Origin of the sequence: Vibrio sp. Scap24 (assembly GCF_013394185.1) — a bacterium.
Lineage (GTDB): Bacteria > Pseudomonadota > Gammaproteobacteria > Enterobacterales > Vibrionaceae > Vibrio > Vibrio pomeroyi.
Genome location: NZ_CP041333.1, coordinates 847,751 through 870,060, shown reverse-complemented (window position 1 = coordinate 870,060; position 22,310 = coordinate 847,751). Strand labels below are relative to the sequence as shown.

The 22,310-nt window shown below is 45.7% G+C and carries 17 protein-coding genes; 5 read left to right on the top strand and 12 right to left on the bottom strand.

The window, feature by feature from the left end; all coding sequences use genetic code 11:
* The first annotated feature begins 168 nt into the window (after positions 1-168).
* Positions 169-1,899, top strand: coding sequence for a gamma-glutamyltransferase (gene ggt / locus FLM53_RS19440; protein WP_176679778.1), 1,731 nt, complete (start codon positions 169-171; stop codon positions 1,897-1,899).
* Positions 1,900-2,025: 126 nt separating this feature from the next.
* Here the strand turns inward: ggt and FLM53_RS19435 are convergent.
* The 3 genes from FLM53_RS19435 to FLM53_RS19425 all read right to left on the bottom strand — a co-directional run bounded on the left by FLM53_RS19435 (position 2,026) and on the right by FLM53_RS19425 (position 5,859).
* Positions 2,026-3,263, bottom strand: a protein-coding gene (locus tag FLM53_RS19435; RefSeq protein ID WP_176679779.1) for an IS3 family transposase whose coding sequence is annotated in 2 segments (ribosomal slippage) — positions 2,026-2,891 and positions 2,891-3,263 — 1,239 coding nt in all. Because the reading frame shifts where the segments join, the coding sequence is not laid out codon by codon here.
* Positions 3,264-3,381: 118 nt separating this feature from the next.
* Positions 3,382-4,422 carry a hypothetical protein gene (locus FLM53_RS19430; protein ID WP_176679780.1) on the bottom strand — a complete coding sequence of 347 codons (1,041 nt, stop codon included), beginning with the start codon at positions 4,420-4,422 and terminating at the stop codon, positions 3,382-3,384.
* 105 nt (positions 4,423-4,527) lie between these two features.
* The gene (locus FLM53_RS19425) at positions 4,528-5,859 is read right to left on the bottom strand and encodes an anaerobic sulfatase maturase (RefSeq protein WP_176679781.1); all 1,332 of its coding nucleotides are present in this window, start codon (positions 5,857-5,859) and stop codon (positions 4,528-4,530) included.
* Between the two features lie 137 nt (positions 5,860-5,996).
* On the opposite strand from FLM53_RS19425, the gene FLM53_RS19420 reads away from it, so the two are divergent.
* Together FLM53_RS19420 and FLM53_RS19415 are read left to right on the top strand one after the other, a co-directional pair.
* A complete protein-coding gene (locus tag FLM53_RS19420) occupies positions 5,997-6,785 on the top strand; it encodes an SUMF1/EgtB/PvdO family nonheme iron enzyme (RefSeq protein ID WP_176679782.1) in 789 nt (262 codons plus the stop codon).
* A 184-nt stretch (positions 6,786-6,969) separates the two neighbouring features.
* Positions 6,970-8,652: an alkaline phosphatase family protein gene (locus FLM53_RS19415; RefSeq protein ID WP_176679783.1), complete on the top strand. Its 1,683-nt coding sequence runs from the start codon at positions 6,970-6,972 to the stop codon at positions 8,650-8,652.
* A 121-nt stretch (positions 8,653-8,773) separates the two neighbouring features.
* Here the strand turns inward: FLM53_RS19415 and FLM53_RS19410 are convergent, their stop codons facing one another.
* Positions 8,774-9,868, bottom strand: coding sequence for a substrate-binding domain-containing protein (locus FLM53_RS19410; RefSeq protein WP_176679784.1), 1,095 nt, complete (start codon positions 9,866-9,868; stop codon positions 8,774-8,776).
* Positions 9,869-9,949: 81 nt separating this feature from the next.
* Between FLM53_RS19410 and FLM53_RS19405 the strand changes: the two genes are divergently transcribed.
* Positions 9,950-11,068 (top strand): substrate-binding domain-containing protein, encoded by a 1,119-nt coding sequence (locus FLM53_RS19405; RefSeq protein ID WP_123285119.1) that lies wholly within the window; start codon positions 9,950-9,952, stop codon positions 11,066-11,068.
* Positions 11,065-13,539, top strand: a complete 2,475-nt coding sequence (locus FLM53_RS19400) for a bifunctional diguanylate cyclase/phosphodiesterase (RefSeq protein ID WP_176679785.1) — start codon at positions 11,065-11,067, stop codon at positions 13,537-13,539. Before FLM53_RS19405 ends, FLM53_RS19400 begins: the two co-directional genes overlap by 4 nt.
* Positions 13,540-13,601: 62 nt before the next feature.
* Here FLM53_RS19400 and yegS read toward each other — a convergent pair whose 3' ends face one another.
* From yegS to FLM53_RS19360, 8 genes are all read right to left on the bottom strand, one after another.
* Complete coding sequence (gene yegS, locus FLM53_RS19395; RefSeq protein WP_176679786.1) at positions 13,602-14,507, bottom strand: lipid kinase YegS; 906 nt, start codon at positions 14,505-14,507, stop codon at positions 13,602-13,604.
* A gap of 18 nt (positions 14,508-14,525) precedes the next feature.
* The gene (locus FLM53_RS19390) at positions 14,526-15,431 is read right to left on the bottom strand and encodes a LysR family transcriptional regulator (protein ID WP_176679787.1); all 906 of its coding nucleotides are present in this window, start codon (positions 15,429-15,431) and stop codon (positions 14,526-14,528) included.
* Positions 15,432-15,509: 78 nt separating this feature from the next.
* Complete coding sequence (locus FLM53_RS19385; RefSeq protein ID WP_176679788.1) at positions 15,510-16,889, bottom strand: BatD family protein; 1,380 nt, start codon at positions 16,887-16,889, stop codon at positions 15,510-15,512.
* Positions 16,886-18,610, bottom strand: a complete 1,725-nt coding sequence (locus FLM53_RS19380; protein WP_176679789.1) for a VWA domain-containing protein — start codon at positions 18,608-18,610, stop codon at positions 16,886-16,888. Before FLM53_RS19380 ends, FLM53_RS19385 begins: the two co-directional genes overlap by 4 nt.
* Entirely contained in the window at positions 18,603-19,682 is a 1,080-nt protein-coding gene (locus tag FLM53_RS19375) for a VWA domain-containing protein (RefSeq protein WP_176679790.1), read from the bottom strand. Before FLM53_RS19375 ends, FLM53_RS19380 begins: the two co-directional genes overlap by 8 nt.
* On the bottom strand, positions 19,675-20,235 hold the full coding sequence (locus FLM53_RS19370) for a DUF4381 domain-containing protein (RefSeq protein ID WP_176679791.1): 561 nt from the start codon (positions 20,233-20,235) through the stop codon (positions 19,675-19,677). The genes FLM53_RS19375 and FLM53_RS19370 overlap by 8 nt, the downstream gene beginning before the upstream one ends.
* Entirely contained in the window at positions 20,236-21,198 is a 963-nt protein-coding gene (locus FLM53_RS19365) for a DUF58 domain-containing protein (protein WP_048660288.1), read from the bottom strand. It lies immediately after the preceding gene.
* Positions 21,199-21,210: 12 nt separating this feature from the next.
* Positions 21,211-22,194 (bottom strand): MoxR family ATPase, encoded by a 984-nt coding sequence (locus FLM53_RS19360; protein WP_019825004.1) that lies wholly within the window; start codon positions 22,192-22,194, stop codon positions 21,211-21,213.
* Positions 22,195-22,310: the final 116 nt, after the last annotated feature.

Below are 22,310 nucleotides of genomic sequence, written 5' to 3'. Positions count from 1 at the left end.
GCCAAATTTCTTCTTATATTCAACTGAGTAATAAATCCATATCGCAGCGTGTTCTACAATTTAATGACTATGTCAGTATTGTGTGAGAAGCCGACAAACCCGAGAACTTCACCGCCTCAATTAGGTCAATCTTAGAGCGAACAAACAGATACCTTAAACGGAGAACGCATGCGAATAGCTACTTTATCTTTAAGCTTGGTTTCAGCGGTCGGTTTCGCGGCCGAACCAAATCCTTTTCCAATTACGCCCGATGAAAGTGGCGAGAAGTTTATGGTAAGTGCGACCAACCCATACGTAAGCAGCACTGGGTATTCGATACTCAAGCAAGGTGGCAACGCCATTGATGCGATGGTTGCAATGCAAATGACCATGTCGGTTGTCGAACCAGATATGACGGGGATTGGTGGCGGCACTTTCGCGCTGTTTTATCAACAAGACAAAGACCAATTTCTCGCACTCGATGGACGCGATGAAGCGCCCTCTAGTGCGACTCCAGACATGTTTATGGAAGATGGTAAAGCGCTCAGTCGAAACGAGATTTTAGGACCACGATCTGTCGCTGTACCGGGTACACTTCGTTTGCTCTATAGCGCCCATCAAGAATATGGAAAGCTGCCTTGGTCAGAGTTAGTTCAGCCAGCAATTGAACTGGCGAGCAAAGGCTATGCGATGAACAGCTATACCTACGACATTGTGGTTCGTGAGCAAACTCGTTTGGTTGAAGACCCAGAAATCAAGGCACTCTATTGGGATAACGATGAGATCAAACCAACAGGCACTTTATTGACCAACCCAAAGCTTGCCGACACACTGAGCAACATTGCTCAACTAGGTGACAAATACCTTTATGGTGGCGAGTTTGGTAAACACATCGTTGAAACGGTCAACAGCCGTATCGATTCAGACCACGCTAAACTCTCCATTGAAGATTTTGAGCAATACCAAATGAAACAGCGTGATGTCATAGAGAGTGATTACCGCGGAAACAAGATTGTGTCTTTTGGCTACCCAGCCTCCGGTGGCGTGATGGTGGCTCAAAGCTTGGAAATGCTTGAAGCCTATGACTTGGCACACATGTCTAAAACCGATGCGGAGCCATGGCGATTAATGACGGAAGCGATGCGAATCGCAAAAGCCGATCGTATCGCTTATGCAGGCGACCCAGATTATGTTGAAGCCCCAGTGAATGCCCTACTCGACAAGTCTTACATTGATAAACGTCGTCAACTGATTCCAAAAAATGGAATTGCTCAGACTAACCCGAAGGCAGGTAAGCTTTCGGATACCGACTACGCACAATATCAAGGCTTTGAAAGTCAGGATACCGGACACATCTCCATCATCGATAAAGACGGCAATGCGATTGCGATGACTAGCACAGTCGGAACGGGTATGGGATCTGGAGTGATGGTCGATGGTGTGATTCTTAATGCTCAAATGGCAAACTTCTCAACCAACCCAACCATTAACGGCAAACCGACTCAAAACGCCATCGAAGCTGGTAAGCGCCCTCGCTCCGCCATCACACCATTAATGGTGATGGACAAAAAAAACGACCTGCGTTTAGTCGTTGGTTCACCGGGTAGCTCGCAAATCCCAGGTTACGTGTTAAAAACCGTGGTTGGCGTTCTCGATTGGGAGCTGTCTGCTCAAGAAGCGATTGACCTGCCAAACATTCAATACGGTACCAAGATAGACCGAACCAAACCTTATGATCCAACAGGACTGCTAGTCGAAAAGAAAACCTATGCGGAAATGTTGGTTCCTGAGTTCATGCAGCTTGGTTATCCAGTTCATGTCATTCCAGTGGTGAGTGGCTTGAACGCTATTGAAGTCAGAGATGGCAAGATCTACGGCGCAACAGACCGTCGTCGTGCATCCAGCTCAATGGGCGAATAATTAGTTTTATGGGTGAGTCACTAAGCTCACCCAATTTAACGCCTCTGGCTTGTGTCTTGTTCTAACGATACATTTCAGGACGGGACACTCCATGTCTCGTCCTAAAATACGTTGACAGTATTTCTACTAAGCCAACAGCCCCAGCTGTTGGCTTTTTTCATGCACCTCATTTGGAGTTTTCATCATGAGACTGAGGTGCGGCCTCATATTGTTATAGATATTGATAGACTCTTTTACTAGTCGTTTAAGCTCCTCAAGACTCTTACACCTATCAAGTAAGAACTCTTGTTTCAGGATCCCGTTTATTCTTTCTGCTAAGGCATTTTGGTAGCAATCATAACCATCTGTCATCGAAGGCATTATGCCGCTAGTTTTCAGTTTATCTTGATATACACCTGAGCAATACTGTAGACCACGATCTGAATGATGGATACAAGAATGATGATATCGACGCTCTTTGATAGCCATATCTAGCGCTTTCACGACATCCGTCGCTTTCATTTCATTACTCAGCTCATAACCCATTATTTTTCGGCTAAAAGCATCTGTAACCAATGATAGGTAGTGAACTCCTTCATCAGATTGAACATAGGTTATATCGCTCACCAACACACTCTCTGGACTACATGGCTTGTAGTCCTTTAATAAGTTCGGGTGTTTCTTCATCCAATGCCGACTATTGGTCGTTTTTGTAAAACTACGCTTAGGTCTTACCAACAATCGCTCAGCGCGTAAGTAGTTGAAAAGCGCATCTCGGCCTAACTTGATACCTTGTTCTTGTAGTCTGGGTTTTATTAAAAAATAGAGCTTCCTAGTACCAACCCGAGGCATATAGCGCCTAATATCCAACACCATTTTTTTAATCGGTTTAAGCTCTAACCGACGGTGATGAGCTCGCTTTTCTCGTTGATAAACACTCTGCCTTGTTATGCCGCAAAGCCTACATACTCGAACTAGACTTATTCCTTCTTGCTTTTGAAGGCTTCTGGCTCCTTGGCTAGATACTTTTTTCTGAGACTGGTTCCGTGCTCAGCATCAAGGATATCAACCACTCTATTTAAGAAGAGGTTCTTGATTTTTTCGTCTTCCAACTCTTTTTCAAGACGTTTTATTTTCTGTGCAGGCGATTCTTTAGGCTTAGGTGATTGGCTCATGACATTCATCCTTGGATTTTGCGCCCAATTCATCTTACCGTGCTTTCGAAGCCAGGTTAAAACGGTTGAACGGCCTTGGATACCATAAATGGTTTGGGCTTGTTTATATGTCATATCGCCTCTTTCTACAGCGGCGACGACCTGTAATTTAAAGCCTAGTGTGTAATCACGCTGAGTGCGCTTAACGTAGGTATTATTTGAAGTAGTCATAATTCGTCCTCAATGTGTAAACACATTTCAGGACGAGACACCAAATACAAAAAAGCCAGTCAAATGATTCGACTGGCTTTTCAATAACTACTTTCCGTTTATCGACTCACTCAAAATATTATGAGCTTGGCGCTACTCGCTTCTCTTTGAGCTGGTCAATCACATAGCCCGGCGCCACTTTTGAAAGCTCAACTAAGCATTCGTCAGTTTTCTCATTACCGTAGCGTACGTAAATGTCGCAGACTGCGTACAACTGCTCTGGTGAACCCGAAATCAGATACGCTTTTTCGAATGACTTGGTCGATTTATCGATGTCTAATTCTTCTTGTAATACCCCATTGAGGTACCAGTAATAGCTGTTATCTTTCGCTAACTTAGCTGCTACTTCAATTTCGTTGGCCGCTGCGCTCTTGTCTTCAAGGCGAACCAAAGTTAGAGATTTAGAGTAATGCAGAGCTGCGTTGTCTGGTACATGTTTCAAACCGCGATCCAATACATCGACCGCTTGTTGGTCTTTTTTCTGTGCTCGGAAATTATCTGCGTAGCTTAACCAAACTTGCGGCTCTTTTTGATGCGTTTTGATGAGTTCTAGATAAACCGTTTCGGCCTTATCCCACTCGTTGTGCCAGCGAAGTACATCAGCAAACAGCAATTGATACTTTTCTGATTCTTGCGTCTCTAGGAAACTGATCAGCTCTTTTACTGGTGGTTCGATTTGCGCTTTTTGTTGTTCATCTAAGGCATTAAAGTCACGAATTAGATTCGATGTTGCCGTGTGGCGAACCATGGTATCGCTGTCTTTAAGCAGCGGAGATACCAATGCCCAGCGATGTTCTAGTTGATAAGGTTCAGAGCCAATCACAGACGCTTCGCGAACTTCAGGGTCTTTATCTTTCAAGCCTCTAGCCACAGCCACCAGCGCGTTTTGGCTTGGGTAAGCTGCCAATTCTTGCAGTGCACCTGTACGGTTTTCAATAGACTGATTCTGATCTTGCGCCATGTAAGACAACTGTTGAATGCGGGTTTGAGTGTCCGTCATTTCAAGCACTTGATTGATATTTTGTGCCGGTGCATCAACGGTTTGTTGAACGCCATTAGCTGCCATCGCTGACGTTGAAATAAATAAAGCAACCGCTGTCGCTAAACTCTTCTTGATCATAGTATTACCTTAAGCTGGAGAACTTAGCCTGTCCCTAGACTCATATCTGATTAAATTTCGTTAGGATCGATAACTCTGAACCTAGAACTTGATTTAGAACTTGAGTTAAAACTTGGTCTCAAACGTCGTTTGTTTTGGCAGTTCTGCTCGACGCGCCATCATCACAGAATCACTGTACTTACCATGAGCAACAGGGTGTCTCATCGCACGCGCGATATACGCCATCGATTTATCAACATGAGAGAAGAACTTGTGCCAGCCCGCGCATAAATAGTTCAAGCCCGGCTCACCCGCACGAGTTTTGATAAAGCGATTTTTCGGACACTCGCCATGACAAGCGAACTTGTAGTCACATTGCTGACATTGGCTCGTCAGCGTACGTGATTTAGCGAAACCAAATTTCTGTTGTGGTGCACTGTATGCTAAGTCATCAAGCTTCTCGTGGTGGATGTTGCCAATTTTATATTCAGGGTAAACGTAGTGGTCACAAGAGAACACATCGCCGTTTGGCTCCATCGCTAAACCTTTACCGCAGATCTCATTCAGGGTGCAAAGTGGGTTCGGACGACCAATCCACGTTTCTAAGCTCGCTTCGAAATATTGAACAAACACTTTACCGATATCATGCTTCGCCCACTCATCAAACACAGCAATCAGGAAGTTACCCCACGCTAAGTCCGAAACACACCATGATTCCATGATCGAATCTTTGTGGCCCGGGATAAGACGCTTGTCACCTTGCTTGAGTTGCTCACTCACTTGAGACGTTTGCGGTGCAACGGTTCTAAAGGTTTTCTGTTCTACGATAGGAATAAACTGCATTTGTGGAGATTTCACCACATCACGTAGGAAACGATACACTTCGAGTGCATTTTGACTGGTCAGGTTATTCACACAGGTAAGAGTGGCGAATTTGACTTGGTGCTTGTGCAGCAGCTCAACAGCAGCCATCACTTGTTTGAATGTGCCACGACCCGCTCGGTTGGTACGGTAAGCGTTGTGCAGCATTTCAGGGCCATCAATACTTAAACCGATTAGGAAGTTGTTCTGAGCTAAGAATCGACCCCAATCGTCATTCAATAATGTGCCATTAGTTTGTAGGTCATTTGAAATTAACACACCTTCGGGCTGATACTTTTTCTGTAGCGCAACCACACGCTCAAAATAAGCCAAACCTAACATGGTCGGCTCACCGCCCTGCCATGAGAAGATGATTTCAGGCGTATTTTGACCTTCGATGTATTGTCGGATGTAAGTCTCTAGCGTCTCATCATCCATTCTAGGAGAACTGCCTTTCTTGTACTCCAACAAATCTTGCTTACTTAGGTAATAACAATATTTACAGTCAATGTTGCACGCTGCGCCAATCGGCTTAGCCATAACATGCAGGCGCTTAGACGCTTTACCGTTATATTGTGGACCTTGAGTAATGTGCATGATTTACCTACCTATCTTAGTGTCTTGTTCCCATCATAATTCCGAATTAAGTCAGTGGCATGTTATACCCTTTATAACCAATAGGAATGACCAAAAACGTTAGAATTACACCCTATTTCGAACATTTGAGGCACGTGATGAAATTTATCAATTACAAATATTTAGCAGCAGTTAGCGGCGTCACCATGACTATTTTCCTAAGCGGCTGTGCAAGCGTGCCTACACACCCTATCGCTCAAAAAATTGACCAAGAGATGGTGTTGGTTGAAGGCGGAACATTCACCATGGGTTCAAACAGTTCGGAAGCGACCAAAGCAGAACGACCAGCCCGTGATGTAACTGTAGATAGTTTCTACATCGCGAAGTTTGAGGTGACTCAAGAATTGTTTGAATCGGTGATGGGTTCATCTCTCAGTTATTTCCAAAACCCGCAAGTTCCGGTCAACAACCTAAGCTGGCAACAAGCGAACTATTTCGTTGAGCAGTTGAATGAATTAACGGGTGAAGAATACCGTTTGCCGACTGAAGCGGAATGGGAATTTGCAGCTAAGGGTGGCAACAAAAGTAAAGGCTATACTTATAGTGGTTCCAACAACTTAGATGATGTTGCGTGGTACTCAGCAAATTCGAAAAATAGCGCGCATCCTGTCGGGTTAAAAAAGCCAAATGAACTAGGCTTATATGACATGACAGGAAACGTTGGTGAGTTTGTCATTGATGCTTTCGATGACACCTTCTACAGATTCGGTCCAACAGACAACCCAAACAATGCAAAGCACAGTGACGTAGGTTTATCACATAAATCGGTGCGCGGTGGCAGCTTTGCTTATGACGAAAATGAATCTGAAAGTTACCGTCGTGATTTCGCAAGCCAATCAATCACCATGTCAGATATGGGGCTGCGCCTAGTTAAAGATGCTGATTAGTGGGAAGCGCGAGCTAGCGAACTTGCAGACTCGCACCACTAACAGGCTATCGATTGCCCATACGATAAACATGATTTGCGCTATCCAAACGTCTGAACTCTGACCAAACGTTAGCTGGCTGACCAAGCATTAGTTCACTGATCAAGTAGTAGGATCATGCGGCCACACTGAATAAGGAAACCTTATGCAATACACCAAGCTTTCAGGACTTACACTCGCGTTACTCTGTGCGCTTCCTGCATCCGCTGCAGAAAAGCCAGACCTTGTCCTTCAAATCACAGTTGATGGCCTGCGCGCAGATTTAATCGAGCGATACAAGCATAACTTCGGTGAAGGTGGCTTTCGCTACTTAATGGATGACGGTACTTATTACACCAACGCTAACTATCAACATGGCAACACAGAAACCATTGTTGGTCATGTGTCGCTTGCAACAGGCGCTCCACCGAGCGTACACGGCATGGTGGGTAACGTTTGGTATGACCGTAGCGAAGAACGTTTGGTGTATAACGTAGAAGATGGCAACTACGCCATGCTTACTTCGGGTGCGGGTGTCGACAAAGCTACCGAGATCGATCCAACACAGAAGACAGCACAAGGTGACGGTCGCTCTCCAGAGCCAATTCTCGCCACCACCTTTGGCGACGAACTGATGATTTCCAATAGCGGAAAATCAAAAGTGTTTGGTGTATCGGTAAAAGACCGTGGCGCGATTTCGCTTGCAGGGCACAGTGGCAAAGCGTTTTGGTTCTCGAAAGCGCAATCTGAGTTTGTGACCAGCAACTATTACTATGACGAATACCCAGCTTGGGTATCTCGTTGGAATGAAAAAGCCATTGCCGCTCAATACTCTAAGCAAAAGTGGGAGTTATCATTACCACGTGAAAACTACACCCTGCAAGAACACAACATGGACCACAAGGTTAAGTTAGGCGATTTCCAACGCACCTTCCCTCACCCTTACGGCCCTGCGAGCTACAAATACTACAGCACAACATTAACCGTAAGCCCGGCTGGTGATGAGATCACAGAGAACTTTGCAAGCACACTCTTGATGCAAGAGAAGCTTGGGCAAGGTGATGCGACGGATTACCTATCGGTTAGCTTCTCTTCGAATGACTACGTGATTCACCTGTACGGCCCTGAAAGCTTAGAGACTGAAGACAACTTAATCCGCTTGGATAAGACACTCGCGAAGCTTTTTAAAACCGTAGATAACCAAGTTGGGCTAGAGAACACGTTAATCGTCTTGTCTGCCGATCACGGTGTTCCTGAATCTTCACCTGCGGCAAATGCGCTAGGTTTCAGTCAGGCTCAGTACTTCGACAAAGACGCCCTACTATCGAGTGGTGTAGAGAAACGATTGAAAGATGATTTTGGTTTAACTAAAGACGCAATTCGTTTGTACGCTCAACCTTATATCTATCTGAATCATGACTTCATCGCCGAGAAGAAGTTAGATCTGGCTAAGGTACAAGAAGCCATTGCCGATGAGATCGCGAAAGTGAAAGGCGTTGCGTTTGCGGTATCGAGCAGTGATATTGCGGCAAACCGAGTCCCTGATACTCATGTAATGCAGCTCATCAAGAACAACTATCATCCTGCTCGTTCAGGCGATGTGTATGTGGTCTTTGATCCGCGTAGCTACATTAACGATATGGAAGGCCTGCAAATTGCCTCGACTCATGGTTCCCCTTGGAAATACGATACGCACGTGCCAGTGATTTTTGCAGGATACGATGTGAATGCTAAGAAGGTTTCACGTCCAATCACACCATACGATATTGCACCGACGCTTTCGAACAAACTGGGCATCACTCAACCAAGCGGTTCGATTGGGCAAGTACTGGAAGAAATTACTGACTAATCACAATTATTAGGTTTGTGAGCCAAACATGCTCGCAGAATCTCTAATATAAAAGAGTCGCTTATTCCGTTCCATACGAATAAGCGGCTCTTTTCATCATGCAGGATAGATTGAGTCGTGCTTAATTCTTACCTGAGTAACGAAACGCTTCTCTGGTGAGTTGATTCAACTGGTCGTCATTCATCTTATTGTGCACCACGGTGATACGACCTAAATAAACCAGCGGAACTTCGGCTTCTCTCTCTTCTAAATGAAACTTAATCGCTTCAGCAGTTGCTACGCCAAGGTCGTCACTCATGCGCATTGGTGTTGCATCTAACTCGTCAGAGCGAATCTTCTCGATCTCTATCGCTGTGCCGCCCCAACCCGTGACATAGATTTCAGACAACATGTCGGCTTGGTTCAACGCATCGACCGCCCCCATGGTCATTGCGGTATTAGCATTGTGAACCATGGTCACCTCAGGGAAATTACCCAGCACTAAGCGAATCCCATCAGCACCGCCGATTTTTTGATACTGTCCAAAGTGCTCATACACCGTTAACCAATCACCTTTCTCTTCCACGCAATCAATGAAGCCTTGTGAACGTTGAGTGTCCGTAATTCCTGGGATCCCGCGATTGGCAGAAAACTCGACTTCACTCCCTAACTCTTGCACCACATGGTCACACAACACCTCCGCGCCCATCGCGCTTGAGAAGTCAAACCAACTGTCTGGTTGATGTGACCATTGTTCATTGGGTGTATGGAATGCCCAAATAAAGGTTTTGAATTCTGTCGAAGCCGATAGCTTTTGAATGTTCTCTGCTTGTATTCCCAGTTCAGAAGGACCAAAAATTACGAAGTCATAAGGTGTGTCTGCATTCAACACTTGATCCGTGTATTGAGTCTGCAAAGAGTGCTCAATTTGTCTTGATGTAAACTCGCTAATCTCGAATGGCAACTCTAACGCGATCAACCTTTCCTTCAATGCGGTGTAATTTCTTGTCCAAAAGTCAGAAATATCTGCACTTGGGTAAATTAGGGCAATTCTGACCGGTTTCTCTACCGACATTGGCGCTAACGAAATCGGCTCGCCACTCACAGTCTCTTGAAATTTTTCGAGTTTCTTTACATCTGCGTCCGACCTTACCCCATCAGCGATTACGTCAAAAGGAAGGATAAAACAAGCTGTCAGTAGGGCTGGCAATACGTTTTTATAAATTTGACCCGGCATAACTGTTACCAAATGTTTGAATGTTTATTAACAATATTATAAATATAGAGAGATAATAATTTAAAGCGTTTTATAAGCCTTATGAATAAGACAGTGCATTTTGCGAGTTTGTTGCTCGCTACTACTTGCAACTCACCGAGTTTTGCGGGTAATCCTGAGAACAATTTCTTCCATTACGCTGAAGAAAAAGTGATGCGTGCGGTTTCTAACCAACGAACATGGGATGGTCCAACACAAGGTCCAGCCGTGCGTCATGAAAAGAACGTTATTTTCGTCGCGTCTGATTTACGTAATGGTGGCGTCTATGGCGTTGGCAAAGGCATATCTGAAGCGATTTCTAACATTAATTGGCACCTTAGATTCATCGATGGCTTGGGTTCTGAAGTGCGCCAAGGTGCCGCGATCCGAAAAGCGATTGGCTTTGAACCCGATGCCATTGTTTTGGGTGGCATTGATGCGGTGCGTCATAAGACCATTTTGAAACAAGCGGAAGATCTCGGGATTGTTGTCATCGGGTGGCACGCGACGGAGCTTGTTGGCGGGAACCCAGAGATTGGCTTATACACCAACATCACCACCGACCCGCTTGATGTAGCGGAAGTCGCTGCCCTACTCGCCATCGTCAACTCAAAGGGTCAAGCCAAAACCGTGGTATTTACCGACCCTAATTATGAAATCGCGATGATCAAAGCCAACGCTATGGTTAACACCATCAAGCGTTGCAGCAGTTGTGATGTCCTTGAACTCAACTACCTGCCTTTAGACAAAATTGCTGAACAAATGCCCGCGACATTGAAAGACCTTGATAACAAGTACGACGATAAAATCACTCACATATTGGCCATCAACGACTTGTACATCGACTATGCGATCCCGTCTTTGGAGTCGAGTCTTGAAGAGCTAAAAATGATCCCGCAGAACATCTCTGCAGGTGATGGCAGTAAAGCGGCCTACAAAAGAATCTATAGCGGACAATTCCAACTGGCAACCGTTCCTGAACCCTTATATCTACAAGGCTGGCAGATTGTCGACGAGCTTAACCGAGCCTTCAATCAGATGCCTCCCAGCGGCTACTCTGCCCCTGTACATCTCGTCACACCGGGTAATGTTGAAGAACTTATCAGCCAGTCAGACAAAGGGATTTACGATCCTAAAAATGGCTACCGTGAAGCGTATCTGAGAATTTGGAAGCCGCAATGAAATTACGTCAGATAAACATCACTCAGCGACTCATCATGTCAAACCTGCTCTCACTATTGATTGTGAGCCTAGCGGTGATTATGGTGATTCGGTCTTTGTATTATGTTGAGTCGACACTCAAAACTGAAACCTCAACGCACGTGTCTGATTTGATTATCAACTCTGAAATCAGCCGTCGCGTATTTACATTAACCTCTCGGGTAAAGTTACTTGAGCAAACCTTTCTGTTCAGTGAAACCACCTTGTCTGAAGAAGCATTCAACGTTGATTTTCAACTCCAACGCTTGAGAGACTTATCGACCAATGAAGGTTTCTCGCAAAAGATCGACGCCTTTATCGATAACTTCCACCGCTTCTTAGGCAGTTCGCTGGCACTGAACCGAATCTTAAAGCAGACCAACCAAATCGACGCGGCACTAGCCGAGCAACTGGATCAGCTCGAGTTTGCGATTGCCGACAGTAAGCTTAGGCACTTAGATCAGCCTAACTTCATCCGTTATAACAATGAATTAGATCTCATCAACATGTTGCGAGAGTCGTTTCTCACCTCTGGAAAAATGGTCGGTGACATACATAGCCGAATCACACCAGAAACAGAAAAAGTGTTACTGATAGAGGTAGAAAAAGAGCTCGATATCTTCTTACTTCACCTAGAAAACGTTGATATTGGAACAGCTGCGGTTATCGCAGAGAAGAAACGTATCCACCGCACCGTGAAACGATACAACGCCGCTTTAAAACGGATTCGCGCTAATCTGGAACAACGTTGGTTGGTAATGGCTTCACTGTTAGAAGCACAAAGCGATTTGTTGGAGATGGTGGAGAACACCGAATCACGCGTACAGAACCAAGCTTTAGAGCTAACTGACCAACTTGAACAAGAGATCGGTTTATCTCGATTGAACGCCATCATCATGAGCTTTTCGGCTTTTGTGTTATCGATGCTGCTCGTTAACCACGTGGTGAGACACCATATTCGACAACCACTCAATGCACTGCGACATGGTTTCGACCGTTTAGAATCCGGTAGCCTCAAAAACCCAATCAACTTGGGCCGAAGTGACGAGTGGTCTCACTTAGAGAAAGCCTATAACAACATGGCTTCAAGGCTGTCTGAGGCCTACCTCGACCTCACAGAGGAGAAGAAGAACTTCGACTTTCTTGCTCACCACGATCCGTTGACCAATTTGGCGAATAGATTGTTAGCGACTAAGCAGTTAGATAAAGAAATTAAGCTTTCGAGCAAGAACAATGCGCCCTTTTTACTGTTTTACCTCGATATTGATGAGTTCAAAACAATCAATGATTCGTTAGGTCACGCACCTGGAGACAACTTGCTGGTTAACGTGTCTGACATCCTTAGCAATCTCGTCGGAGATAAGGGCTTTGTCGCTAGAATGGGCGGCGACGAGTTCTTGGTTGTGTATTCGAACGTTGGTTTAGAAGAAGGTGAACCCATCGCTGATCGCTTAAACCAAGCATTAAGAAAGCCTTACTATATTGACGATAACTCTATCTTCGTTTCAGCCAGTATTGGGGTATGTGAATACCCTACTCACGGTTTAGATCGTGAAACCTTAATCCGAAACGCAGACACCGCTATGTATCACGCAAAACGTAATGGTAGAGATCAATACAGAGTCTACGCTGATGAAATGACCCATGAAGTCAATGACTTAATCGAAACCAACATGGGGCTTCATCAAGCCATTGCAAATGACGAACTGGAAGTATTCTTCCAACCAAAAGTCGACTTAGATTCTCAAGACATCATCGGAGCCGAGGCTCTTATTCGTTGGCGTCACCCAAAACTCGGATTGCTTCCACCTATCGATTTTCTTGAAGTTGCAGAGAAAAGCGATCTTATTATCGACATCGATAAATGGGTATTTAAGAAAGTAGCGAACTTGATCACCGAATGGCAACGCTCAGGTATCGACTTACAAGGTGTGATTTTCTCTATCAACTTCTCAGCAAGAATGTTCTATATGACTGACCTCGCAGAGCAGTTGCAAGTGATACTGGATGAGACGGATTGCCAGCCACATCAGCTGCTTCTCGAAATCACAGAAAGAGACATGATGCGAGATTTCGAAACCTGCTCAAGAACCATAGAGGTACTTCACTCGAAGGGTTATAAGATTGCGATTGATGACTTTGGTACGGGTTACTCTTCGCTGTCGGTATTGAAGAATCTGTCTGCAGATTGCGTCAAACTCGACCGAAGCTTTATTGAAGACATTAACTCATCCAAAGTCGATTACGAGATCACATGTGCTGTATTGAAGTTAGCACAAATACTGAATTTCTCGGTGATTGCCGAAGGGCTTGAAACGCAGAACCACGTAAAGACTCTACGCCAAATAGGCTGTAAATACGCGCAAGGCTACTTCTTCGCAAGGCCGTTGCCGACTGATGATTGGGTGTCGTACTTCTTGCTTAACTCAGAACAAACACAAAAAGAAGCATAACGAATCTTAGCGGAGTGAATGACCCAATCGTTCAATCACTCCGTGTACTCAATAGAAGTTGTTTACTGATTTTTCACCAGACAAGGGCTGTCGTCAGGCAACACCAAACTGATGCTCGAAGGCATAACCTCAAAGCGAATCTGGTTTGAACGATAAGGTTCGCCGTCTAAATTAATCGGCAATGATTGCGGAAAATCTATCTCCAACCAACGCGCTTGAGTGTGAACAATGTATTTGCCGTCGTCAGCTGGGTGTTTAAGCTCTTCGATGACTTTTGGTAAATCAGACGCTACAAAGGCTTTGACCAAAGTAAGATCCATCAAACCATCATCAATAAGTGCATTGGGCGCAAGCTCTTGACCACCTCCCGCGAGGCGGCCATTACAAAACGCCCCAACCAAAATTTCGCCAGTAAAGGTACCTTTGTCTATGGTCAAGGTGCCGCTGTAAGGTTTAAAACCTAGCGCTTTGACCACACCTGTTAGCGTGTATGCGCCGCCACCAAGAAAGTCTTTAAGTTCAACAGGCGTTTCGGCCGTTACTTCGGCGCCAAAGCCTGCTGCAGCAACGTTCATGAAATAACGATCATTGGCACGAACACTGTCGACCGCGAACGCCTTCCCTTCTAAAGCAAGCGTAAACGCCTGAGCAATATCGCTAGGGATTCCAGTCGCGGTAGCAAAGTCATTCGCTGTTCCCATTGGAATAATCGCAAGCTGCGGCCTCTCGCTCGCACGGAACTGGTTAAGCGCATTCACGGCTTCATTTACTGTTCCATCGCCACCAGCAACAATCAGTCGCTTCACACCATCGCATATCGCCTCACTGACTAAACGAAACATATCCGACGATTCCCAAGTGACTCTCACTTGTAGATCTATATCCCTATCCCTTGCCGCAAAGACTGCTTGTCTTAACTCGGGGATATTGGCTTTCTTTCCATTTAAAATCGCGCGAATACTGTCCATTTTGGTGTCCTTTTGGGGCTAACTTGATGTGTCCTTGGCTGCCGCTTTGATTTTAGCGCGCAACCACTTGTGGCTCGGTTCGTTAGTACGACTTGGGTGCCAGATCATACACATATCGAGGTCTTCTAACTCGAAAGGCAGAGGCAGAGTTCTGACATTGTACTTTTCAGAGAAACAACGCACCGATGAAATAGGTAACACGCCGATGTAATCAGAACCTTCAATTACAGGTAGCATCTCAACTACCCCAGCTGCACGATAGACTATTCTTCGTTTCTCTAGGTCACTGTAGTGTTCAGAGCTCAATAAGCTTTTACGTGCATGCCAACGAGAAACAACCACATGTTCAAGTGACAAGAACTGTTCCATGTCGATAGTATCGCCAACGATAGGATGGTCTTTGCGACACACCACCACCAACTCCTCTGTAGAAATCACCTCATGCTTAAGCATGGTTCTTCCTTTTGGCGTCATATCGACAATCACATCATGTCTTTGAAGCCTTAAATCAGACTCATAATCTTCCGTAAAAAGAGGGTGAACTTCGAGTGCGATACCGGGGGCAACCTGACTGATTAGTTGCATCACTCTTGGCATCATTTCATAGCTCGCCGCCGACACGCAGGCGATTGAAAACACGCGGCCTGAAGTTTTAGGATCGAAGTCTCTTGATGCGGACAAGGTAGACGTAAAGTTTTTAAGTGCAGCGGCCATTGCAGGATAGATATCAATAGCGAATGTGGTTGGCTCTACGCCTGAAGTGGTTCGGTGAAACAGTGGCTCGTCATAGATATCTCTCAACCTTGCAAGCGCTTTGCTCACAGCCGGTTGGCTTATATCCATGCGATTAGCAGCTCTAGACAAGTTCTGCTCTTCATAGATAGCAACAAATATAGGAATTAAATTGAGTTCGGTACTTTTCATACAGTTCCATATTAAAGAAGCAGGTTCCCTATAGTAGAGAACCTGCCGATGATGTTCGATGCGAATAACTAAAGTTTGCTACTTAGTTCTATCTTTTAAGTCTGGCAAGGCTTTAGGGATTTTCAAGCGGGCGAAAATCGAACGAGAATGGCTTGAATTTGATTGGTCACTGGGCAGGTTACGTAACCCTCTCCACAAACGAGCAAATACGTTTTTATCTTCACGCCCTTGTTGAAGTGCTTCGCTGTCTTCCACCCAACGTTTTTGTCCATTCAATTTACCCAGTTGTGCTTTACCCAGTTCTAACTGAGTCGTTTCAGTTCGTAACTCACGATAGATAAAGGTTCTCAATGCAGACCAGTTACCTTGCTTAAGCAAACGGCGGAATGCCAACCAACTCGGTGTTGGTCGGTTCTTGTAATAACGCTTCAAAGAAACAAACAACGCAACACACAACACGAATGCCAAGCCAACGCTGATAAAGACCGACATGTAAGCTTTGACGAAGGATTGGAGCGTGTGTTTGGCTTCAAACACTTCGCCTTTTATGTCCACATTTTCAAGACGTTGGTTCTTGCTGTCCCACCATTGGAATGAGAAGTCCGGTAAGGTAAATTCGCCACCTTGTTGAATCACATAAACCGTTTCTTCCAAACGGCTAGATCGGTAATCACCACGTTCTTGTGTATCGTCTAAACGATTAGGTTGTGGGTAAGCTTGATATTGCTGAGTCGATTCATTGGACAACACATCTGGCAGTAACACAGACAAGCTGTCTTTCGCTTTGATCGTCACGGTACGAGTAACCGCATCGCCAACTTTCAAGTTTTCATTCGAACGCTGCCATTGCTGTTCTACATCCACATCTGTTGCAGAAAACCAAGGTGATTCATCACTTAATAAACCTGAAGGTAATGAAGCTTCAAACTTAATAGGTTGCGTATAAAGCGTGCCACCAACGTTTGAACCATCAGGAGCTGACACTTGAATTCGAACAGGCACAGCAGGAATCACGAATTCGCCCGATGTCATCGGATAAAGCGTCACTTCCCAGCGTTGGCGTGACCATGTTGTACCACCCACTCGCTCTGTGTAGTTCGTCGCAAGTTGATTTCGCTGTTTAGCAATAACATTCGGGATTTCGATGCTGCCAATTCGAGTCCCCCCGGTTAGCCAGCGCGGTGTCGCCACCTCAATGGTCAGAATCACTTGTTCATTAACGCTGAATTTTGCAGGCGTAATCTTGTCGCCAGACTTCGGCTTTTCTCCGACCCAAGCAATCAGTTCGACATCGCCACTCCTCTGCAGGTCATAAATATCAGCCGCACAAGCAAGTGTAGAAAAAGCAGCGCTAGACAGCAGAACTAGCGACACAAGCAAGGTCTTAGTTAGCTTAAGGTACTCTGAGCGCCCTACCTTCACTTGAAGCGCTTCAAGAGCTAAATCATATCGACTCATTGTGTTTGCTCCTGTTTTGGCAGCTGTTCCTGTTTTGACGACTGCTCGATAGAAGGCGTAGGATCTCTTAACTGAATCTGAAATTTAGACTTCAAGAAGAATTTAGGATCCGCTTCGACTCGTTTTAACCACTTGTCGGCAAGCTCTTGGCTGCCCAAGATTTCATTGGCGTTAAGCGTTTCCTTGAGCATCAATTCCGCTACCGTTTCTTCTTCAGCACCATCACCCGTTCGCGGCTGATCGTCTTCGAGTTCTAAAGATTCTTCAGGGCCATCTGTGGTTCCAGATTGGCTTTCACTGGTTCGGTTAACCTCTTCGACAATCCCGCTAAGCACAGCAAGGTTATTTTCCACATCCGTTCTTAGTTCTGGTGAAAGATCCTCTTTCTCGCTTAGTGATTTTAGAAGGTCTCGCGCCGCAAGGTATTCACGCTGCCTGGCTAACGCACTCGCTGCATTGTATAAACCAAGGTCAGTTTTGGTTTGCAAGAACGCACTGTGAGCGAGCTTAAAATCACGAGCATAGTAATAAGCCGCGCCCTTTCGCATCGGGTCAGTAAAATGTTTGGCAGCTTGAAGGTACTCTTTCTGGTTCAACAAACGTTGACCTTGTTGGTCGGGCGTTAGCCATAAGTCCCACCACCATTGAGTGGTCTTATCCCAAGCTGTAAGCGACTCCACCACAACGGGTTTATCCGCGGTTAAGCTGACCGTTTTCGCCAAGGTATCCGGTGAATAGAAGGAACCCGTAATCAGCACACCAACCACACACCACTGAACCAACCACCCTTTTCTAAACCACAACAGCATGATGATCGCCATTGGAATCAGCAGACCGTATCCCATGTCTTTCCAAGGCATTGAAGACTCACCGTTAAGTTGCATGTTTCTTTCAACCGCTTTGTTGAGTTGTTGGATATCGGAATTATCAACAGTCACTTCGATCAGTCGCCCACCCGTCTTGCTCGCTAGGCTACGCAATGAATCAAGGTCGACTGGATTATCGCTCACCACATTGCTATTTCCTGCCGCCAGAATGAGCAACTGATACGGGTTGTCGTTAAAGAAGCTTTCGAACGCCCTGATGGTACTTGGGTTAACGCCATCTGATACCAACAACACTGACGAACCTAGCTCACCAGACAATTGTTGATTGATGAGTGGCAATGCCTCTTCCGCTGACTTACCGGATACGGGCATGATGTCAGGGGTGATAGCCGCCAGAAACGGTTCAAATACCTTGCTGTCTTGGGTCACTGGCATCGCGACATGCGCACTGCCTGAATACACAACCAAACCTGTGTTGCCGCCCTTGCGCGCTGCGAGTAAGTCTCTAATTTTCTGTTTAGAGCGTTCCAAGCGACTTGGTGGTAAGTCTTTAGCCAACATAGAATCACTGTTATCAAGCACCACTAACATTGAGGCTTTGTCTTCACCAAAAGGCGAAGCTTCACGCTGCCATGTTGGGCCTGAACAGATAATAATGGCGATGGTCACAATCACCATTAATAGCTTTAGTGGTAACTGTTTGCGCCAGCCGGTTTCACCGATGGTCAATGCATCTCGTAAATGTGCAGGAAGAATGTCTTTCCATGTTGGCTTAGTCTCTTCTCTCCAACGAACCCATAACAGGAAGAACATTGGAATAAAGGCCAACAACCACAAAGGTCGGATAAAGTGAAACTGAGTAAAAAACTGTTGCAACATGAGAGAATCAGGCATTGTTCTCTCCTTTCAAATTTTTCATTGAAGAAGCCAAAAGCGAGCGTCGGCGGATTGTTGCTAAACTAAACGCAGTCAAATACATCACAACAACAATGGCCATCAGGTAATGGTGTAATCCCTGTTTAGGACGATAAGTCGTACTCTCATACAACTGGGGCTCTAGCTCACCAATTTGAGCATAAGCTTTAGTCAGTTCATCTCGGTTAAGTGCTTCAAAGGATTCACCACCAGACTCTTGAGCCACACGATTGATGGTTTCCATATCCAAAGCCACTTCGCCTACTGTTTGCGGGTCACCCATGGCGATAACGTGTATGCGAACACCTTTCGCTTTAGCCACTTTGGCCGCATCGATAGGTTCAACAAAGCTGCCAGTGTCATTACCATCAGTCAGCACAATCACTACTTTCTCTTTTGCGTTGGCATCAATGCTTGAATCTTGAACCGCAGCACTTTGCTTTTCGCTTTGTTCAAACACCTTAATCGCTAAGCCAATGGCATCACCTAAATGTGTGCTTTGCCCTGCCATTGCCACGTCGGTTTGATTGAGTAGTTCAAGCCACACATCTTGGTCAGCAGTGAATGGCGTTTGTACAAATGCTGCGTCACCAAACAGAATCAAACCAAGTCGGTCACCCTTTCGAGTTTTAGCAAAGTCAGCTAACACCTCTTTAGTCGCATCTAAACGCGAGATTTTATCCCCTTGTTTAGAGGTAAAATCTTGTTCAGCCATTGAGCCCGATAAATCGACAACCACCATGACATCACGGCCTAGTTGTTCGCGAACTTGTGGCTCACCTAAGATGGTTGGTTTAGCTAACGCGCAAACCACTAATACCCAAGTAATAATCAACGTAGTGCGCTGCCACCAGCTTGGTGTTAACTGACTTGCCCCTTCAGATGGCGCCTCGCCAATCGCTTCCACCAACTCACTGAAAAACGGCACCTTAATGGCCATTTGTTTAGTGCGATAAGCAGGCACGGCCAAATAGACCAACAGAGGCAATGGTAACGCGATAAACCACAATGGATGTGCGAACTCAAAGCTGGCAGATAAACTATCAAACATTATCTTGCCCCTCTGTTGTCGCTTGTACATTCGGTTTTGTTTGTACATCGGGTTTATGAAGCTTTAGCCACATCATGGCGGTTTGAATTACCTCTAAACGCTGTTCAAAGGTCAAACGTACCTTTGGATCAATTAAGCTTTGCATCCACAGCCCCGACACTTCATCGGTAAAGAAAGCATTACTCTTTGTACTCGTGCCAGCGCTAACAGGAAGATAAGCGTTCAAGCGGTTTACATAGGCTTGACCAAACAACTTGGCATTACCGCTGTCTAGATAACGAAGCACCACTTTGAGCACCTTGAAGGTTCGCTCGGTTGAGTTTTTGTCTCGAGCATCCAATACCATGAGCTCTTTAAGTGCTTCTTTACGATAACGATTATTCCACCACCTTAACGCCAAGCGATAAGCCAGATAGAACGCAGCCAATAACAAGGCAACGCCGAGGATCTTCCAACCTATCGTTTGGGGAAACCAACTCACGCTGTCTGGAATCGTTACATCGCGCAGTTCGCGAAGGATATAAGTACTAGGAGGCGTATGTTCAACGGCCATTTAGCGCCCTCCCACTAACTTTTGAAGCTGTGAAATATGAGCACCAGACGTATCTAATTCGATATAAGGAAGATTTTTCATCGCCATTAATTTAGCAAGGGATTGTTTTTGAAGTGCCGCTTTTTGAGCAAGGCTCTCGCTCGCAAGGTTAACCTTAGATTGGCTATCGAGATTGAGCTGAAAACGACCATCACCCACCACCCAATTCGCACTAGCGAGATCATGAGGCAGTGATTGTTCTAAGGGGTCGGTCACCATAATGGCCAGGATGTCATTGTGTTGCTGTAGTTGCTTGAGTCGATCAAGGTGTTGTTCTTGGCAGTCACGCCAATCGCTAATAAAGATTAAGGTCGACTGTTTTAGCCTCATTCGCTTGATCAGTTCAATCCATTGACTGAACCCGACACCCTCGCTGTCACTCACGCTCACACCTAAGCTTTGATTGGCTTTAGTAAGGTGCTTAAGTTGAGCGAGTAAATCAGACTGAGAGCGCTGTGCTTTGGTATGGAACAGCTTTTGATGTGAGGCTAAAACGAAGCCAACACGGTCGCCATCCTTCAGCACTCTCCATCCACACAATGCCGCCACTTCGGCAGCCACAACGGATTTCATGGTGTTTTGAGATGCAAAAAACATCGAGCTGCGCTGATCGACGCAGATCATTACATTTCGGTCTTTCTCTTCGGTATAACTGCGAACATGAGGCTTACCCGTACGCATGGTGACTTTCCAATCGAGATTGCGAATATCATCACCCAGTTGGTAATGACGCAATTCCTCGAAGTTCAACCCACGACCACGAAATAGAGAATTATGTCGACCCGACAATACACTGCCCGCCTTTAGATGAGGCAACAGAGAAAATGACTCAGCTTGGGCCTGTATTCGCACTAACCTTGAATAATCGCAGTATAAGCGAGGATCAAGGCCTTGCGATTTGGGAGCTTGTGTTGGCTTCGCCATGACGCCCCCTAGTTATCCGATCTCAACATTATCAAGCAGTTCTTCAACCACTCTTTGATGGTCAACACCATCGGCCAATGCGTCGTAAGAGAGTGAGAATCTATGACCTAATACGGTAGGTAGCATCGCTCGCACATCGTCTAACGTGACATGGTCACGCCCTTGCAGCCACGCATAAGCCCGTGCACATTTGTCTAATGCGATTGAAGCACGAGGGCTTGAGCCAATTTCAATCCACTTTGATAGATTTGATTCTGGGTAACGCTCTGGCTTACGTGTCGCCATCACCAAGGCAACAATGTAATTTTCAACTAAATCAGAAACCGCTATTTCAGGCAGTTGGCGACGCGCTTCAAGCACCAATTCAGGTTCGATGTGTTGCGGTGTGACTAGCTCTGAGCTTGTTTCGCTGCCTAACTCTTCGCTTCGCACCAATCGAATTATGTCGCGTTCCGCTTCGTCTTCTGGGTAATCGACAGTCACTTTCATGATGAAACGGTCCATCTGCGCTTCAGGTAGCGGATACGTACCTTCTTGTTCAACTGGGTTTTGAGTCGCCAACACCATGAACAAGTCAGGAAGGATGTGAGTTTGGCCGCCCACGGTTATCGTGCCCTCTGCCATCGCTTCAAGCAGTGCCGCTTGTACCTTTGCCGGCGCACGGTTCACTTCATCGGCTAGCACAATGCTATTGAAAATAGGCCCCGGTTGAAAATGCAGTTGCGGCTTGCCATCCAGTTCTTGATACACCTCGGTACCCGTCACATCTGATGGCAATAAGTCAGGCGTAAACTGAATTCGACCAAAGCTTGTGTTCAATAAATTCGCTAGCGACTTGACCGAGCGTGTTTTCGCTGTGCCGGGAAGCCCTTCTAGAAGCACATGGCCATTGGTCAATAATCCGATTACCAGAGCCCGAACGACGTGACTCTGACCGATAACACTTTTCTCTGTCTGTTCAATCAGTTGGTTTATTGCTTGTTGCGCATGGTTCATAGGTCTTCCCTTAATTCAATCTGGCTGCGTACATCCTACTCACAAGCCCCATAACTAATAGTTATAAACGTGATAATTAGTTATATACACCATAAATTATAAGCGCATAGCCACGT

What these genes read in the sequence shown, in the direction of transcription:
- FLM53_RS19360 (WP_019825004.1), bottom strand. Translation starts at nt 22,194, where the DNA reads ATGAACCATGCGCAACAAGCAATAAACCAACTGATTGAACAGACAGAG.
- FLM53_RS19370 (WP_176679791.1), bottom strand. Translation starts at nt 20,235, where the DNA reads ATGGCCGTTGAACATACGCCTCCTAGTACTTATATCCTTCGCGAACTG.
- FLM53_RS19405 (WP_123285119.1), top strand. Translation starts at nt 9,950, where the DNA reads ATGAATAAGACAGTGCATTTTGCGAGTTTGTTGCTCGCTACTACTTGC.
- FLM53_RS19420 (WP_176679782.1), top strand. Translation starts at nt 5,997, where the DNA reads ATGAAATTTATCAATTACAAATATTTAGCAGCAGTTAGCGGCGTCACC.
- FLM53_RS19375 (WP_176679790.1), bottom strand. Translation starts at nt 19,682, where the DNA reads ATGTTTGATAGTTTATCTGCCAGCTTTGAGTTCGCACATCCATTGTGG.
- FLM53_RS19430 (WP_176679780.1), bottom strand. Translation starts at nt 4,422, where the DNA reads ATGATCAAGAAGAGTTTAGCGACAGCGGTTGCTTTATTTATTTCAACG.
- FLM53_RS19380 (WP_176679789.1), bottom strand. Translation starts at nt 18,610, where the DNA reads ATGCCTGATTCTCTCATGTTGCAACAGTTTTTTACTCAGTTTCACTTT.
- FLM53_RS19390 (WP_176679787.1), bottom strand. Translation starts at nt 15,431, where the DNA reads ATGAAAAGTACCGAACTCAATTTAATTCCTATATTTGTTGCTATCTAT.
- FLM53_RS19400 (WP_176679785.1), top strand. Translation starts at nt 11,065, where the DNA reads ATGAAATTACGTCAGATAAACATCACTCAGCGACTCATCATGTCAAAC.
- FLM53_RS19365 (WP_048660288.1), bottom strand. Translation starts at nt 21,198, where the DNA reads ATGGCGAAGCCAACACAAGCTCCCAAATCGCAAGGCCTTGATCCTCGC.
- FLM53_RS19385 (WP_176679788.1), bottom strand. Translation starts at nt 16,889, where the DNA reads ATGAGTCGATATGATTTAGCTCTTGAAGCGCTTCAAGTGAAGGTAGGG.
- FLM53_RS19425 (WP_176679781.1), bottom strand. Translation starts at nt 5,859, where the DNA reads ATGCACATTACTCAAGGTCCACAATATAACGGTAAAGCGTCTAAGCGC.
- ggt (WP_176679778.1), top strand. Translation starts at nt 169, where the DNA reads ATGCGAATAGCTACTTTATCTTTAAGCTTGGTTTCAGCGGTCGGTTTC.
- FLM53_RS19410 (WP_176679784.1), bottom strand. Translation starts at nt 9,868, where the DNA reads ATGCCGGGTCAAATTTATAAAAACGTATTGCCAGCCCTACTGACAGCT.
- FLM53_RS19415 (WP_176679783.1), top strand. Translation starts at nt 6,970, where the DNA reads ATGCAATACACCAAGCTTTCAGGACTTACACTCGCGTTACTCTGTGCG.
- yegS (WP_176679786.1), bottom strand. Translation starts at nt 14,507, where the DNA reads ATGGACAGTATTCGCGCGATTTTAAATGGAAAGAAAGCCAATATCCCC.